This is a genomic window from Trabulsiella odontotermitis (assembly GCF_030053895.1).
GTDB lineage: Bacteria > Pseudomonadota > Gammaproteobacteria > Enterobacterales > Enterobacteriaceae > Trabulsiella > Trabulsiella odontotermitis_C.
Genome location: NZ_CP125781.1, coordinates 384,121 through 400,165 on the forward strand (window position 1 = coordinate 384,121; position 16,045 = coordinate 400,165).

The 16,045-nt window shown below is 50.7% G+C and carries 19 protein-coding genes; 14 read left to right on the plus strand and 5 right to left on the minus strand.

Annotated features, from left to right (window positions below; translation table 11 throughout):
• Positions 1-33: 33 nt before the first annotated feature.
• The 4 genes from QMG90_RS01885 to QMG90_RS01900 form a co-directional block, all read right to left on the minus strand.
• Positions 34-1,062, minus strand: coding sequence for an amino acid ABC transporter substrate-binding protein (locus tag QMG90_RS01885; RefSeq protein WP_283282486.1), 1,029 nt, complete (start codon positions 1,060-1,062; stop codon positions 34-36).
• A gap of 345 nt (positions 1,063-1,407) precedes the next feature.
• Positions 1,408-1,629, minus strand: a complete 222-nt coding sequence (locus QMG90_RS01890; protein ID WP_038160691.1) for a lipoprotein — start codon at positions 1,627-1,629, stop codon at positions 1,408-1,410.
• Between the two features lie 315 nt (positions 1,630-1,944).
• On the minus strand, positions 1,945-5,058 hold the full coding sequence (locus QMG90_RS01895) for an efflux RND transporter permease subunit (protein WP_283282487.1): 3,114 nt from the start codon (positions 5,056-5,058) through the stop codon (positions 1,945-1,947).
• Between the two features lie 13 nt (positions 5,059-5,071).
• Complete coding sequence (locus tag QMG90_RS01900; RefSeq protein WP_283283864.1) at positions 5,072-6,211, minus strand: efflux RND transporter periplasmic adaptor subunit; 1,140 nt, start codon at positions 6,209-6,211, stop codon at positions 5,072-5,074.
• Between the two features lie 330 nt (positions 6,212-6,541).
• On the opposite strand from QMG90_RS01900, the gene envR reads away from it, so the two are divergent.
• Positions 6,542-7,216, plus strand: coding sequence for an acrEF/envCD operon transcriptional regulator (gene envR, locus QMG90_RS01905; RefSeq protein ID WP_283282488.1), 675 nt, complete (start codon positions 6,542-6,544; stop codon positions 7,214-7,216).
• Here envR and QMG90_RS01910 read toward each other — a convergent pair.
• Positions 7,137-7,301, minus strand: coding sequence for a DUF2556 family protein (locus QMG90_RS01910; protein ID WP_283282489.1), 165 nt, complete (start codon positions 7,299-7,301; stop codon positions 7,137-7,139). The genes envR and QMG90_RS01910 overlap by 80 nt on opposite strands.
• Before the next feature lie 338 nt (positions 7,302-7,639).
• On the opposite strand from QMG90_RS01910, the gene QMG90_RS01915 reads away from it, so the two are divergent.
• The 13 genes from QMG90_RS01915 to QMG90_RS01975 all read left to right on the plus strand — a co-directional run bounded on the left by QMG90_RS01915 (position 7,640) and on the right by QMG90_RS01975 (position 16,026).
• Positions 7,640-8,863, plus strand: a complete 1,224-nt coding sequence (locus QMG90_RS01915; protein WP_283282490.1) for a tyrosine-type recombinase/integrase — start codon at positions 7,640-7,642, stop codon at positions 8,861-8,863.
• The gene (locus QMG90_RS01920) at positions 8,860-9,591 is read left to right on the plus strand and encodes a hypothetical protein (RefSeq protein WP_283282491.1); all 732 of its coding nucleotides are present in this window, start codon (positions 8,860-8,862) and stop codon (positions 9,589-9,591) included. The genes QMG90_RS01915 and QMG90_RS01920 overlap by 4 nt, the downstream gene beginning before the upstream one ends.
• Before the next feature lie 90 nt (positions 9,592-9,681).
• Complete coding sequence (locus QMG90_RS01925; protein WP_283282492.1) at positions 9,682-9,882, plus strand: helix-turn-helix transcriptional regulator; 201 nt, start codon at positions 9,682-9,684, stop codon at positions 9,880-9,882.
• Between the two features lie 9 nt (positions 9,883-9,891).
• Positions 9,892-10,437 (plus strand): hypothetical protein, encoded by a 546-nt coding sequence (locus QMG90_RS22395; RefSeq protein ID WP_346733129.1) that lies wholly within the window; start codon positions 9,892-9,894, stop codon positions 10,435-10,437.
• A gap of 10 nt (positions 10,438-10,447) precedes the next feature.
• A complete protein-coding gene (locus QMG90_RS01935) occupies positions 10,448-10,645 on the plus strand; it encodes a host cell division inhibitor Icd-like protein (RefSeq protein WP_283282494.1) in 198 nt (65 codons plus the stop codon).
• Entirely contained in the window at positions 10,642-10,839 is a 198-nt protein-coding gene (locus QMG90_RS01940) for a hypothetical protein (protein WP_283282495.1), read from the plus strand. Before QMG90_RS01935 ends, QMG90_RS01940 begins: the two co-directional genes overlap by 4 nt.
• Positions 10,832-11,143 (plus strand): hypothetical protein, encoded by a 312-nt coding sequence (locus QMG90_RS01945; RefSeq protein ID WP_283282496.1) that lies wholly within the window; start codon positions 10,832-10,834, stop codon positions 11,141-11,143. The genes QMG90_RS01940 and QMG90_RS01945 overlap by 8 nt, the downstream gene beginning before the upstream one ends.
• Positions 11,140-11,508 (plus strand): hypothetical protein, encoded by a 369-nt coding sequence (locus QMG90_RS01950; RefSeq protein WP_283282497.1) that lies wholly within the window; start codon positions 11,140-11,142, stop codon positions 11,506-11,508. The genes QMG90_RS01945 and QMG90_RS01950 overlap by 4 nt, the downstream gene beginning before the upstream one ends.
• Positions 11,505-12,875, plus strand: coding sequence for a helicase RepA family protein (locus QMG90_RS01955; RefSeq protein WP_283282498.1), 1,371 nt, complete (start codon positions 11,505-11,507; stop codon positions 12,873-12,875). Before QMG90_RS01950 ends, QMG90_RS01955 begins: the two co-directional genes overlap by 4 nt.
• Before the next feature lie 219 nt (positions 12,876-13,094).
• On the plus strand, positions 13,095-13,985 hold the full coding sequence (locus tag QMG90_RS01960) for a hypothetical protein (RefSeq protein WP_283282499.1): 891 nt from the start codon (positions 13,095-13,097) through the stop codon (positions 13,983-13,985).
• 255 nt (positions 13,986-14,240) lie between these two features.
• Positions 14,241-15,281, plus strand: coding sequence for a major capsid protein (locus tag QMG90_RS01965; protein ID WP_283282500.1), 1,041 nt, complete (start codon positions 14,241-14,243; stop codon positions 15,279-15,281).
• 9 nt (positions 15,282-15,290) lie between these two features.
• Entirely contained in the window at positions 15,291-15,632 is a 342-nt protein-coding gene (locus tag QMG90_RS01970) for a head decoration protein (protein WP_283282501.1), read from the plus strand.
• A gap of 10 nt (positions 15,633-15,642) precedes the next feature.
• Entirely contained in the window at positions 15,643-16,026 is a 384-nt protein-coding gene (locus QMG90_RS01975; protein WP_283282502.1) for a helix-turn-helix transcriptional regulator, read from the plus strand.
• Positions 16,027-16,045 lie beyond the last annotated feature (19 nt).

Here is a 16,045-nt window from a genome sequence, read left to right on the forward strand (position 1 = left end):
ACCGCTAACGCGATGCCCATTACAGCGTAAGATTTACCGTACCGGTGGTGCGTACTGGATACCGCCGTTATTCCAGAGATTGTTCTGGCCGCGTTTGATTTTCAGCGGGCTGTTCAGGCCCACGTTACGTTCGAAAACCTCACTGTAATTGCCGACCTGTTTGACGATGTTGTAAGCCCATTTATTATCCAGCTTGAGATCCTTGCCGTAGTCGCCTTCTTTACCCAGGAAATGGGCCATGTCCGGCGTCGCAGGATTCGCGGCTTTTTCATCGACGTTTTTCGAGGTAATACCCATTTCTTCCGCATTGAGCATGGCAAACAGCGTCCAGCGGGCAATAGCGAACCACTCGTCATCCCCACGACGAACCACCGGTCCCAGCGGCTCTTTCGAAATGACTTCAGGCAACACAATCCATTCAGCAGGATTGCTCAGCTTGATGCGCAGTGCATACAGCTGAGACTGATCCGAGGCGAGCGTATCGCAACGGCCAGACTCCAGCGCTTTCGCAGACTCGTCTGAGCGGTCAAATGTTACCGGCGTATACTTCATATTGTTAGCTTTGAAATAGTCCGCCACGTTAAGCTCGGTGTCGGTGCCAGCCTGAATACAAACTGTTGCTCCATCCAGTTCTTTCGCACTTTTGAGTCCGGCTTTGTTGTGCGTCAGGAAGCCGATACCGTCGTAATAGGTCACGCCGGTAAATGACATCCCCATTCCCGCATCGCGGGAGGAGGTCCAGGTGGTATTACGTGAAAGCAGATCGACTTCACCCGATTGCAGCGCTGTAAAACGCTCTTTCGCTGTCAGCGGGGTATATTTCACTTTGCTGTCATCGCCAAACACGGCGGCGGCGATCCCACGGCAAACATCCACATCAATACCTGTGAATTTCCCATTCGCATCGGCATAGGAGAAGCCCGGTAATCCGTCGCTAATACCGCATTGTACGAATCCTTTCTTTTTAACCGCATCCAGAGTTGCACCAGCATGGGCCTGACTGGCAATAGCAAGCAGCGTGGTACCTGCGATCGCCAGGCTGGCAATCATCATCTTTTTCATAATGCATCCTGTGTGACGAGATTTATCGTTATTTATTAAGGCGTCCGGAACGCCTGATACCTGTCTGTGGTGACAGCCATACTTTGTTAAGCAAAGCGGATGCCATAATTGCAAGCGCCTGATTTTCGGGCGGCGGCGTGCAATAAAGTGAGTGTAGACATGAAATGAAAATGTCATCGCCCTGAAATGGTGCAAAATTACAACCTGTGCCACAAATTAGCGCAAAAAAGTTTCTCGTAAGACGGAAGGGGAAATAATAATTTCGGGCGGTAATATTGGCGAGAGAATGAATCAAAACTATTTTGTGTGATATGACAAAGCGCGGAATTCCGCGCTTTGCTGTGATTATTTGGTCAGTGCGACGATGCCGAGCGTCAGGCCCGCCAGCGCGGCTGCGCCGCCAGCGATGGCGCCTGCGGTTTCCCAGTTGTCCTGCGTCGTCCCTTTCATACAGGTATTGGTGTGAACCAGTCGCCCCTGATCGTCATAGACCGGTACACAGGGAGACTCGTGTGCACAGCCAGCGAGAAACGTAGTCAGTAATGCGACAGAAATGAATCTTTTCATAAGGTTACCTCTTAATAAGCCACGGTAAATGTCATTACGTAAAACATCCCATGGACGTCAGAGGGTATTTTATCATTGGTATTTAACGGACCGTCTGCGCAAAACAATCTCAAAGTATGAGTGATGTAAATATCGTGGAGAGAATACAAGGGGAAGCATAAAATTGTGCAGGAAAAATGAAGCTGAATATAAAAACTTATCTGCGAAAAATAATAATATTCATCTGGTTAAAGGAGTATATGCCAAATATCTTCATGCATTAAAGCCTTACATTATTAAAAAATTAAGGCGCACGATGGCGCCTTAAGAAGACATTTATTCTTTATGCTGGCTGAATCGCCGTCTGACTACCACAAAGAAGACCGGAACAAAGAAAATCGCCAGCAGCGTGGCGGATAACATCCCGCCCATGACACCTGTCCCTACTGCATTCTGCGCGCCGCTCCCTGCACCATGGCTTATCACCAGCGGCAACACGCCAAGGACGAAAGCCAGTGAAGTCATCAGAATCGGTCGCAGACGCATCCGCGAAGCCTCCAGCGTCGCTTCGATAACCCCTTTGTGCTCTTTTTCCATTAAATCTTTAGCGAATTCGACGATCAGAATCGCGTTTTTTGCCGACAGACCAATGGTGGTGAGCAACCCTACCTGAAAATAAACATCATTGTTCAACCCGCGCAGCGAGGCGGCCAGCAGTGCGCCGATAACCCCGAGCGGCACCACCAGCATCACGGAAAACGGCACGGACCAGCTTTCATAAAGTGCTGCGAGACACAAGAACACCACAATCAGCGAAATGGCGTACAACGCCGGAGCCTGATTCCCCGAAAGCCTTTCCTGATAAGACATGCCAGTCCAGTCATAGCCAACGCCGGAAGGCAGTTTGCTGGCCAGTTGCTCCATTAAAATCATCGCCTCGCCGGTACTTTTCCCAGCCACTGCTTCACCGAAGATTTCCATCGACGGCATCCCGTTGTAGCGTTCCAGACGCGGCGAGCCGTAAGCCCAGTGTGATGTCGCAAAGGCGGAGAAAGGGACCATTTCACCGTTAGCACTGTGCACAAACAAATTGTTGATGTCTGTGGGTAGCATGCGGTATGGCGCATCGGCCTGCACGTAAACTTTCTTTACGCGTCCGCGATCGACAAAGTCATTCACATAAGTGCCGCCGAGCAATGAGGAGATGGTCTGGTTGATGTCAGAAATCGACACGCCCAGCGCCTGTGCCTTTTCCTGATCGACATCCAGCTTAAATTGCGGCGTATCCTCCAGTCCGTTCGGGCGAACGTTGGTCAGGATATCCGGATGCGCTCTCGCCATCCCCAACAATTGATTGCGTGCCTGGGTTAGCGCGTTGTGACCGAGATCCGCCTGATCAATCAGTTCAAAATCGAAACCTTTCGCCGTACCAAGTTCCATAATGGCGGGCAAGTTAAAGGGGAAGACCATGGCATCGCGGATCTGGCTGAAAGCATGGCGAGCGCGTTCGACAATAGCCTCGACGCCATTCTCGCTGCCGGATCGTTCTTCCCAGGGCTTCAGGCTGATAAACGCAATCCCTGAGTTTTGCCCCTGGCCGCTAAAGCTAAAGCCGTTGACGGTAAATACCGATTCGACATTCGCTTTCTCTTCCGTCAGGTAATACTGCTGGATGTGATCCAGCACCTGTTGCGTACGAGCCTGCGTGGCGCCCGCCGGGAGCTGTACCATGGTCATAAAGACACCCTGATCTTCGTCCGGCAGGAACGAGGTTGGCAGGCGTAAAAACAGCACCGTCATGCCTGCGACAATCAACACGTAAATCACCAGATAGCGGCCCGTGCTGCGCAGGATCCCGCTGATGCTGTTGGTATAGTGCTCAACGCTGCGATCAAACGTGTTGTTAAACCAGCCGAAAAATCCTCGCTTCTGTTCATGATGATCGGGATCGACCGGTTTCAGCAGGGTGGCGCACAGCGCCGGGGTAAGAATTAACGCGACCAGCACCGAAAGCGCCATGGCAGAAACAATGGTGATTGAGAACTGGCGGTAAATGGCGCCCGTTGAACCGCCGAAAAAGGCCATCGGAATAAATACCGCCGACAGTACCATTGCAATACCGACCAGCGCGCCCTGGATCTGCGACATAGATTTCTCCGTCGCCGCCTTCGGTGGCAACCGGTCTTCCATCATCACGCGTTCGACGTTTTCCACCACCACGATGGCGTCATCAACCAGCAGGCCAATAGCCAGCACCATGCCAAACATGGTGAGGGTGTTGATGGAGTAACCACATGCTGCCAGCACGGCGAAGGTTCCCAGCAGAACTACCGGTACGGCAATGGTCGGGATCAGCGTGGCGCGAAAATTCTGCAGAAACAGATACATCACCAGAAAAACCAGCACGATGGCTTCGAGCAGCGTTTTCACCACCTCGTGAATTGAGATGGTGACAAACGGCGTGGTGTCGTACGGATAAACGACCTTCAGCCCTTGCGGAAAGAAGTTCTGCAGTTCAGCCAGTTTTCCCTTCACGGCTTTTGCCGTATCCAGTGCATTGGCGCCGGTCGCCAGCTTGATCCCAATACCCGTTGCGGTTTGACCATTAATTTTGGTCACCATATTGTAGTTTTCGCCGCCGAGAGTAATGCGGGCCACGTCCTTGAGACGTACCACGGAGCCATCCTGATTCACCTTCAGCGTGACACGGCCAAATTCATCCACATCTTTCAGTCGGGTCTGGGCGATGATCGATGCGTTCAACTGCTGCCCCGGGACGGCAGGCGTGCCGCCGAGTTGACCCGCCGCTATCTGGTCGTTCTGCGTCTTGAGCTGGTTAATAACATCAACCGGCGTCAACTGATACTTATTGAGTGCATTTGGATCGAGCCAGATCCGCATCGCGTACTGGGCGCCAAACATTTGCACGTTGCCCACGCCACTGGTGCGGCTAATCGCGTCCTTCACATTCGACGCCACGTAGTCGGAGATATCCTCCTGGGAAAGGTTTTTATTGCCCGACACAAAACCGGCGACCAGCAGAAAACTGCTGCTGGATTTTTCTACGCCAATGCCTTGCTGTTGCACTTCCTGCGGCAGCAGGGGCATCGCCAGTTGGAGTTTGTTCTGCACCTGCACTTGTGCAATGTCTGGGTCGGTACCGGAACCGAACGTCAGCGTAAGGGTAACGTTGCCCGCAGAATCGCTGGTGGAAGACATATACATCAGATTATCGACGCCGTTCATGTTCTGTTCGATAACCTGCGTGACGGTATCCTGCACCGTTTGCGCGTCAGCGCCAGGATAGGTGGCGGTCACCGAGACCGCAGGTGGCGCAATGGTTGGATACTGGGCGATGGGAAGTTGCACAATCGCCAGACCACCGGCAATCATCAAAATAATGGCCAGCACCCAAGCGAAAACCGGGCGTTGAATAAAAAACTTAGACATTGTGTTTCATACCTTACTTCGCGGTAGCCGCTACCGTGTCTTCTTCCGCGTCCACGGTCACACCCGGATGCACTTTTTGTAACCCGCTGACGATGACCTTATCGCCGGGCTGTAATCCGTCTGTCACCAGCCAGCGATCGCCAATCGCCTGCGAGGCGGTAATATCACGCAATTCCACCTGGTTTTTGGCATTGACCAGCAGGACGGTGGCCTGGCCCAGCGGTGTGCGCGTCACGCCTTGCTGCGGGATCAGAATGGCATTAGGTTGTACGCCTTCATCAATGCGCGCCCGAACAAACATGCCGGGCAGCAGGGCGTGTTGTGGGTTCGGGAAGATAGCGCGAAGGGTAATCGAACCGGTGTTTTCATCCACGGTGACGTCAGAGAATTGCAGCGAGCCTTTTTGTGCGTACGGCTGACCGTTTTCCATGACTAGCTGCACACGTTTGGTTTCGCCGCCGCCCTGCAGGCTTTCCTGTTTCAGGCGCATAAAATCGTTACTGGACTGCGTCACATCGACGTAAATAGGATCAAGCTGCTGCACAGTGGCCAGCGCCTCTCCCTGGCTGCTGGTGACCAGCGCGCCTTCGGTCACCGTGGACTTACCAATACGGCCGCTGATGGGGGAGGTGACTTTCGTCCAGGCGAGATTAATGCGTGCATTCTCCACGGCAGCCTTTGCCGCCAGCACGCTGGCATCCGCCTGACGCGCAGTGGCAATGGCCTGATCGTAATCCTGCTGGCTGATGTACTGCGTGCCGAGCAGCGGGGCGTAGCGTTTTACCGTCAGATGTGCGAGGGCAGCTGCCGCTGCGGCTTTGGCTTCATCTGCTTTTGCGCTGGCATACGCGGCCTGGTAAGTCGCGGGATCGATCTGGTAAAGCGACTGACCGGCTTCTACGTCGCTGCCTTCCACAAAATGACGTTTAAGGATGATGCCGCTAACCTGCGGGCGAACTTCCGCGATGCGAAACGCTGCTGTGCGCCCCGGAAGTTCAGTGGTCACCTTCAACGGCGCGCGCATGGCAACATGAAAGGTCACCTTTGGCGTGGGTGCCTGCGGTTGTTGATTGTCCGAATCATTGCAGCCTGCCAGTAATGCAGTCGTCATGATGAGGCTGGAGAAAAGCGTCGCCCTGGCGTGAATCATTATTACCGTTCCTTATTAACCGAATCATCGGTGCACCGAAAACCGGAGAAAGAATAGAGATAAAACAGCTCGCCATCCTACAAATAAATAAATGCAGATGTAAGTCATCGTGAATTAAGAATCGGTACTGAACGCACTAAAACACAAAAAAGAGATGAATGGTGTCAGGTTTATTTACGATGTGAATGCGTTGTGTTTATTTATTGATATTAACTATTCAATAAAAAGTTGTGTGTGTCTATGCGCCATCGTTTTTTTCGACAATAATGGCTGCCGATTTATTCGTGATTTTTACTTTTCGGTAGTGACTTTTCTCTGGCGGGTACGCATTTTATGGCAAGAAAAACGAAAGCAGACGCATTAAAGACACGGCAACTTTTAATCGATGCCGCCATTGAACAGTTCGCTAAGCACGGCGTGACCAATACCACGCTTTCTGACATCGCCGATGCTGCTGGCGTCACGCGCGGCGCGGTGTACTGGCACTTTAGCAGTAAAACGGAATTATTCAATGAAATGTGGGAACAGCAGGTACCGTTAAACCATATCATAAAATATATACGAACGGAGAATGAAAACCCGCTAATTGATTTGCAGGAGAAATTTATTGCCGCGCTGCAATATATTGCCGAAACGCCAAAGCAACGTGCATTAATGCAAATACTTTATCATAAATGTGAATTCACAACGGGAATGATGACGGAGAGCGAAATCCGTAACAAGATGTGCGTTAACCGTAACGAATTGCGTGAAGCATTATTAAAATGTATCCATTACGGGATTTTACCTGTCGATACCAACGTAGACGTGATGGTCATTATGTTACGCGGTTTTTTTAGCGGCATTATTAAAAACTGGCTCATGGAACCCGGGCAATTCAATTTATATCAACAGGCACCGGTTCTGGCGGATAATATTATGAGCACACTTACTCGGGCGTCGTGCACTCCACCAACTTCAGCGGATTCACCGAATCCATGTTGCGGCATCTTGCAGACTCAAGGGTGACGAACTCCAGCAACTGAATAATCAGCACGTCGAGGAGAAAGACGAGGAGAACAAAAATGACTAACCAACCGTATTTGCGCAACATACCCTGTCCCCTGATTCTTCCAGGATGAATGGCTAGAATATATCCGAAATGGCGGGGCTAAAAAGTGAGGTAAAACGAAGATTCCGGCAATAAAAAAGGCGCTTCCCCATGCCGAAGAGCGCCTTTTTAAACGTCAGGAACAAAAATCAGTTCATGCCGTATTTTCAAAACCTATGTTTTTTATAGTTCAGTGTCGTTCGCTATTGTTTACATATATATTTGAATAAAAAGAGCAATATTCATTTTATTGTTCGCCTTTGCTCGCCCCGGTTTGGGGAGTAACATCGCGATGTGTAGTCAGTGGTGTAGTCAGTCTGAAATATGAACTGAGGTTTTCTATGGCAGGTGGAACGAACAAGTTAAGCGACAGCTCGTTGCGTAAAATGGTCGGAAGGGAAAGCCCTGGTGACAGCTTTTATGCTGACGGCGACGGGCTGAGCGTCAAGGTGTCCCGGGTGGGGATATTGACCTGGTACTTCACGTTCCGGATCGGCGGTCGTAATACGGCGCCGCAGCGCATCAAGCTGGGTAACTACCCTGATTTGTCACTCAAGTCGGCCAGAGAGAAGCGCGATCAGTGCCGCGCCTGGCTGGCTGAGGGCAAGAATCCACAATATCAGCTGAATATCTCGACGCAGGAGACCCTGAAGCCGGTCACGGTTAAGGAGGCTCTGGAATACTGGCTGAACGAATACGCAGCCCACAAACGCGCCAATTTCGTTAAGCACCGCGAACAACTGAAAAAGCACATCTACCCCTATATCGGAAATTACCCTCTCTCGATGTGCGAAACCCGCCACTGGCTCGAGTGCTTTGCCCGGGTGCGCGCTGTCGCGCCGGTGGCTGCAGGATATCTGTTACAGATGTGCAAACAGGCGCTCAAATTTTGCCGGGTGCACCGGTACGCGGTGAGCAACGCTCTGGACGATTTAACGATCGACGATGTTGGCCGCAAGCAGAATAAACTCGACAGAGAGCACAACAGGCCGGAACTGGCCGATATCTGGCGCGAGTGTACCGGCATCAAATTTAAACCCTACTATGCCGCGCTGCTGCGCCTGCTGGTGGTATTTGGCTGCCGGTCGCAGGAGCTGAGGCTCTCCCGGCTCGATGAGTGGGATATGCAGGAATGGGTCTGGACGGTGCCAAAGGAGCACAGTAAAGGCGGGGAGAGGATCGTGCGCCCGGTTCCTGTTGCGGTGAGACCGTTTATCCTGGAGCTTTACGAGAGGCATAAGGATTCAGGCCTGCTGCTGGGCGAGATCAAAAAACCGGAGGCAGTCAGTCAGTGGGGGCGCGGGGTTTATAGACGCCTCGGTCACTCCGCGCCGTGGACGCTTCACGATCTGCGTCGAACGTTCGCCACGACGCTGAATAACATGGGTATAGCTCCGCATGTTGTAGAGCAACTGCTGGGGCATACGCTGGGCGGGGTTATGGCGGTATATAACCGCAGCCAGTACCTGCCGGAAAAGCTGGAGGCGTTGAATAAGTGGATGGAGCGTCTCGATCTGATTGCCGGGGAATATCCGAACGTGACCATTTTGAAGGTGGCAAAATGAGCGAAGAAATAAAACTCCCTGATCGTCTCTATTACCCGCTGCCGGAAGCCGCCGCAAAACTCGGTTGCACTATCCGGGACCTGTATCACTACGCAGCTATTGGCGCACTTAAAATCGCCGCTTACTTTCCCCTGACCGGTGATCATGATTTTGTCGTTGATGTACCAGAAGCTCTGGATGAAGAAATCGATGAGGAGGTGGGGGGTGACCTGTGGGGCTCATATTGGGCGATAGGTGGCCTGACGTTAAAACAGGATGCTGATGCCATCGGCTATCGTGCGTATTCGATAAACGGTTTTTTCCACGTTCATCGCGGATGTTTTATGTCTCTCGAGTTCATGGGAACTGATGAAAAATTGCGACGACCAGTTCTCACAACCCTGCCGGAAGCCGGGGAATTCATTGAATCATGCCAAATTATTGACGTTTCCGGAACGCTCGAGATAGACCCGCGATTCCTTTGCGTTATGGCTGAAGACATCAACGAGATAAAAGCCGTTGGTACTTCTCCAGTAGGGCAGCCGGAAACGATAAAAATAGTGAGCAGTAAACAGGCTGCGTTTATTTCCGGGTTGCTCCGCATGATCCCTGACACTGCTGATATGGATATTGAAAAGACACCCGCCTCGAAACTGCTGGAAATTGTGGAGGCGGCGGCAGCTCAGAAGGGGATAGAACTCCCTCAGATCGATAAAAACACCTGGTCCCGTTATTTAGGTCGTAGGTGAACTCCCCTAGAAGGTAGGGGGAATTCCCCCAAAAGCCGCAAAAAGCTCCTCAATATGCCCTTGTACCGTAACAAACAAGGGCGTTTATTTATGAACAAATCCAATCAAACTACAGACCGTGTGATCCGTGAGGCGGAGTGTCGCCAAATCACCGGTCTTTGCCGCACTACCCGTTACACGATGGAGAAGGAGGGTGCATTCCCGGCTCGCCGTAAGCTCGGCGGTCGTGCGGTTGGCTGGTTGCTTTCCGAGGTTGCTGCTTGGCAGCAGAATTGCAACAAAGCGGCATGAGGGGAATGTATGGCGCATAAAACAAAGGCGACCATGCCGGGCCGCCAATGGGATCACTCAAAACAGAATCAGCTTACCAGGGTTAATGCTGGTGGTCAAAAAGGGAGTATCGCCGTTTGTGGATATACCCCCAGCGGTAGATACGACAATGGCGTTCTGCTCAACCGGCGCAAAATTGCGCCCGTCGATTTGCCTCAACTTTCCGGATCAGATATGAGCAGATTCGCGCGCATCTCTGGTCAGCCTTTTGGCTCGATGCCGTGCTTTCTTAGCTCAGCTCGTCCTAGTTCTTTTAGCCAGTTACTGGTGCTGGTGTTTTCTACCTGTGCCAACTCATCGAATTGTCTGCGTAACTCAGTAGGTATGCGGATTGGAAGCATGGGGGACTTTCCACCGCCTTTAGGTTGTTTGTCTCTGGATATTGACATGCATATGCCTATAGGTTTATCGTTCATGCGAATAGGCATATACACTAACATGTATAAGTCTATAAAAACAACGCCCCGGAGTGCGGGAACACTGCCGGGGCGTCTGACCACCGCGTTAAACCAGTAACGAGGCAGCTATGAAAGATCATATCACACACCCGCAAGGGCGGAACAACTACACCTGGCGTTTCATATCAATGATTGCCGGTTGTCAGTCTCAGCGCTACATCATTGTCTACACCAACGCAGCCAGCGAAGAAGAGGCTCGCGCTAACTGTCCTGGAATACATCTGGTATTTGCTGCACGCCTTCCGTTTCAGGAGGTACAGCTATGATCCGGAGAATTGAAGACCTCGACTTTGAAGATGAATTTCGCCGTATGAATTGCCTGCTTTCAGCAAGCGCTGAATTACATGGGAGTGATCAGGCAGAAAACGATCTCTCTTTTGAACTTCTCGATAAGGTCCTGTACCGGGTTCGTGAAATCAACCAGACCTTTGAAAAAGAGAGGGGTGAGGAAAATGTCTGATATCTATCATGAAATTATTAAACACCCGGTCGATTTCAGGGTACATGGCGATGATGATTTGGTTAATGCCGTTGATACCTATGCATCAGCTGCACGCAGCATCTTTTCCGCGCTTACCCTGATCGGCAACCTCGCTCTTGATGCCGTTGAAAGCGAAGGCTATGACAACGAGGACGCCATGCGCGATTTAATGCTGATTGGCGACACCCTCAGACATTTGCCGAGAATCGCAGAAGCTCTGGAGCAATGCTCTGACACTGCGCAATTCGCACTGCAGCAACGCCGCGGGGAGACAAAACAATGATCAGCAACGTCAAATTTAACGAGCTGGAAAAACGCGTAGATCTGCTGGTGGAAAAGGTCGTGAGCCTCGAGCTGCAGGTCAAATCACTCACCGACAGTCAGGGGGGAGAAATCCCTCCCGGCATGAGTCCGATCACTACGCTGGCGGCAGAGTTTGGTATTTCCACCAAAAAGGCTGAAGAGCTGGCGAAAAACTCAGGTGTGATGCTGCTCAGGATGAAGTCAGGGACTTACGTTGTGCCGGATGAGAAGTTCAGGGAAGCGGCGCGGCTGGTGCTGCGTGCTGCAAAACGTAAGTATGGATCGGCGTACTGGTATCACCCGCTGATTGGCAAATTCCAGATGAGCGGAGGGATCCCAAGATGACGGATGCAGTCATGTCAGTAGAAACGGTATCTGACGCCCTGTTCACCTGCGTCTATCGCTGGGCACACGGTAAGCCTATGAAAGCCAGTGAGGTTACAGAGGCCATCCACCAGCACAGGGAACCGGCAACCCGCTATGGTGCTCTGGCCTCCCGGTTAGGCCAGCTGCAGGCGATGACCTATGAAGCGTTATGTGAGGCCGGCTTTCTTGATACCGATCACGTCCGCGAGATTATGGCGCGCCGGCTGGTGGTGTCAGAGTTAATCGGAGAGGCAGAGCTTAACGACTGGCTACGGGATATTGAGAGAGTCCGGCGCCTGTTTTCAGAGGAGCAAAAGCCTGAGAGGAAAACCCGCCTCCCGCTTTCGTGGGGCTCTCAGGGTTACGATGTTCAGCAGGATTTCATCATTAAGCATTACCTGCCGTCTAAGTCGTTATGCGCAATCTACGGCCCCAGCGGCTCCTACAAAAGTTTTCTGGCCATTTCCTGGGCCTGTCATATTGCTGCCGGGAAAACGTGGAGTGGTAACACGGTGGCGCGTGGTTCGGTGCTGTATGTGGTCGGCGAGGGTGGTGTGGGTGTGCCGCGGCGAGTTAAGGCATGGGAGACCGTCAACGGTACGCTGCCAAAAAGCATATGTCTGGTTAATCGCCCTGTGTTTCCTGTCCGTCAGTCAGAGGTTCAGGAAGTGCTGAGTGCGGCGAAACAGGTTGAACGTGAGACGGGTATGCCTGTCCGGCTGGTGGTGATCGACACGTTGGCCAGATGCTTTGGCGGCAATGATGAAAACGACGCCCGGGATATGGGGGCATTCATCGAGGGCTGTGACACCATCAAACAGAAAACTGGCGCCACAGTGCTGGTGGTCCATCATTCAGGCAAGGATGAGGCGAAGGGCGCGCGTGGTTCCAGTTCGTTCCGTGCTGCCCTTGATGCGGAGTTTCACGTCAAGCGTGAGGGAGAAGCAAGGGCCCTGATTCTGTCCTGTACCAAGATGAAAGACTCCGAGGAGCCGGAACGTAAGGCATATGATTTGCGACAGGTAGAACTGTATACCGATTCGGACGGGGAGAATGTGGCATCACTGGTAGTCCATGATACCCCGCGTAAAGCCAAAGACATTGATCCGGATTTAGTCGGTGTGTCTAGATTAAGCGATAACCATATGGCTGTATGGCAGGCTATACGTAGCAGAACGTCTAAAGGCGAGTCATGTACTTATGCAGTCATTCGTGACGACCTCAAAGCAACTGGTATTGATATTAAACATTATCCCCGTTGGATAGATAAGTTGGTTAAAGATGGATCGATAATACAGAATGGTGAAATTCTTAAACCAGTTTCATTGCGGGAGGTGGGTGAGTAAGTGGGGAGTATGTGGGTATGGTGGGCAATACTATTCGATATTGCCCACATTTGCCCCATATACACAGGATAAGTGGGCAATCCTCTCGAAACCCTTGTCATTACTGGTTTGCAGTGGTTTTTATAAAAAAGTGGTGGGCAGTAAGTGGGGTGGTTGCAATGTGGGGAGAAAGTGGGTATTTGATAGACTTCGTTCTGTGTAAGGAAAGCGAGATAAGAAATGATCAGAACTGATACTTTGCGCGAGCTTATCAAGGAAATTGATGATGAATTTTCTAGTGCTGGCGTTCCTATCCCCCATAGGACAATAAATTGTATCGCATTGATTAGTCAAAAGTTGAATGTGAACTTACCAATATCTGCCCGGCAAGAACAATGTTATATGTCGGAAGGCCATAAAATTACTTTTATTATTTCCGAATGGTATAAAGAAATGTATGGCAAGAGATTAAATGTTAATGTTGATATTGGGTTTGTTTTGCTGCTGATTCGAGGGGATTTACTAATATGCAGAGTCCCAAATTTTGTAGGCACATGCAACTTTCTAATCGAGGAAGATTTGAGCGTTCAGATGTCTAACCACGAAACTAATATACTTTTGATGATAAATGGTATGACGCAAACTTTTGCAAATAGCCTGTCTGACCATGAAAAAGAGCAGATTTTTAATAATTTCATCAAAGGTCTACATGCTTCAGTTGTTTTATCTGGTTGGACTGGTCGTGGTCTGGATATGATAAATGCTGCCCTCAATGATTTAAAGGCAATTGAGAGTAATATGAGATCGCATAACCGTCATTTGGGTAATGCAAAATGGTCTTATAACCAATTCATTGAAAAAGTGATTAAATCGTGGTTGTTAAAAACAGGTATGCAAAGAAATGAAATTTCGGCGCTTAGCCATAATCTTGAAAAGGCAGCGTCAAAATATAATGAAATTTTTAGTGAGAAGATTGATATCAATGCTGTCAGGCAAATCAAAGGAGGCGCTGGATTGCGCTATGATGAAGTTGAACTAACTCAGGAAGATCTGATCTCAGTACAAGACAAAGTTTTTGATATTATAAATTCAATTGGCCATGAACCAATTGTGAGCGATAAAATTTTTTGAGTTTCTATCCGAAAAAAAAGCGGGTCATATTTTACCCGCTTTTTGAGCTACCACGAAGAGTTTAAAACAAGTTGTTACTTTCGGAGGAAACAACACGGAAACAATAACAGATGTTTTGCTGGTGGTATCACCCAAAGAGAAGTTTATACAATATTGCACATCATTTTACATGGTTGCATCCGTTCAGACCTCGTTATGCAGTGATAGCATTATCTCTGTACCCATTCTGTATAAATTTTTTTTTGAGGTGGAGCTATGCCAGATTTATATTCACCCGCACAGCTTGTACGGGTTGTAAACGCAGAAGATATCCAGAAACAGCTAAAGACGCTTTTTACGGATCTGTTTTTTACTCGAGCTGTAACCTTTGAAACACGCGATATCATTCTGGACACGATTGATGATCCCAACATCCCTATCGCGGCTTTTTGTTCACCGATGGTAGGCAGTAAGGTGGCTCGTGATGAAGGTTACGAATCCAAATCTATCCGTCCAGGTTATATGAAGCCCAAAAGCAGTATCGACCCTAACAAGCTGGCCGTTCGCCCGGCTGGTGTAACTCCTGAACAATATAACTCTCTCGATTCCCGCAATATCAAAGTCAAGCAGGCCATGCTTAAACAGTCGATTGCCATCCGCGCCCGCATTGAATGGCTGGCGGTACAGGCTGTAACCACGGGTAAAAACATCATCGAAGGTGAAGGTATTCAGCGCTATGAGCTGGACTGGAACATCAAGTCACAGAACATAATTACCCAGGCTGGTGGGGCGGCATGGTCGGGGAAAGATAAAGCCACCTTTGACCCAAACGATGACATCGAAACCTACGCAGAACTGAGCGAGGGGGTGACGAACATCATCATCTTTGGCGGGAATGTCTGGAAGAAGTATCGCTCATTTAAGGCGATTAAAGACGTTCTCGATACCCGCCGGGGCTCAAACGCACAGCTTGAAACAGCGCTTAAAGACCTGGGGGATTCAGTCAGTTTTAAAGGCTACATGGGCGACGTGGCGATCGTGGTTTACAGCGGGCGCTATACGGATGAAGACGGAACAGAAAAACATTTCCTCGACCCTGATTTGATGGTGCTGGGTAACACGTCCCTGCAGGGCGTTGTGGCTTATGGTGGCATTCAGGACCCGGAGCTGATTCGCCAGGGCATTACTAAAGCTGAGCTGGCACCGAAAAATTATATCGTTCCCGGTGATCCGGCGATTGAATATGTCCAGACTCATTCTGCGCCGCAGCCTATCCCGGCCCGTATTAACCGCTTTGTCACCGTTCGTGTGGCTTAAGGAGTAAACATGTCGACACAATACACTGAGCTGGTGGCCGGTACTGAGCCACTGGTGACAACGCTGGGGATATTCGCTGGTGGTAAGGGCGTTATTCCAGCACTGACCCCACTGATGCAGGACGCCGCCAGTGGGGCTCTGGTTGTATGGAATGGTGAGCAGGCCAATAAAGCGGTTTATGTTTCTGCTTTCCATCTCGATACGACAGGGCAGACACAGGCGCAGGTCTACAAGGCTGGCGTACTGAATGTGGATGCACTCAACTGGCCGGAATCCGTCACGACATTATCCGCAAAGGTGGCCGCATTTGTTGGCTCGGGTATTTCTGTTCAGCCGCTGGCGCTGGTGTAAGGGGAAAGTAATGCAGCATAACGATAACAGCCTGATGGCGACCGCTAACCTTCTCTGGCCGGATGCTGAGGTTAAAGAGCTGCTGGAGCTGGCTGACAGAATGAATGTCAGTGAGCGTCTGGTTGATATGAACCAGGTGATGGAAATCACCACACTGAGCCGTCGCACGCTGCTGAACCTTGAAGCCCGTGGTGAGTTCCCTGTCCGCGTGCAGGTTACTGAGGGCCGCAAGGCCTGGTATCTGAGCGAGGTTGTGGCGTGGATCAACAACATCCCGCGCAGTTCGGAAGCATGTCAGGTACCCGTACCAAAAAAGCCTGATGCGGCGTTGTGCCTGAAGATGGAGCGCGTGCGCCGCCAGGCGAAGAGTGGCAAGAAACCGTTTATCGGTTGACCAGACAGCCCGACTGGCC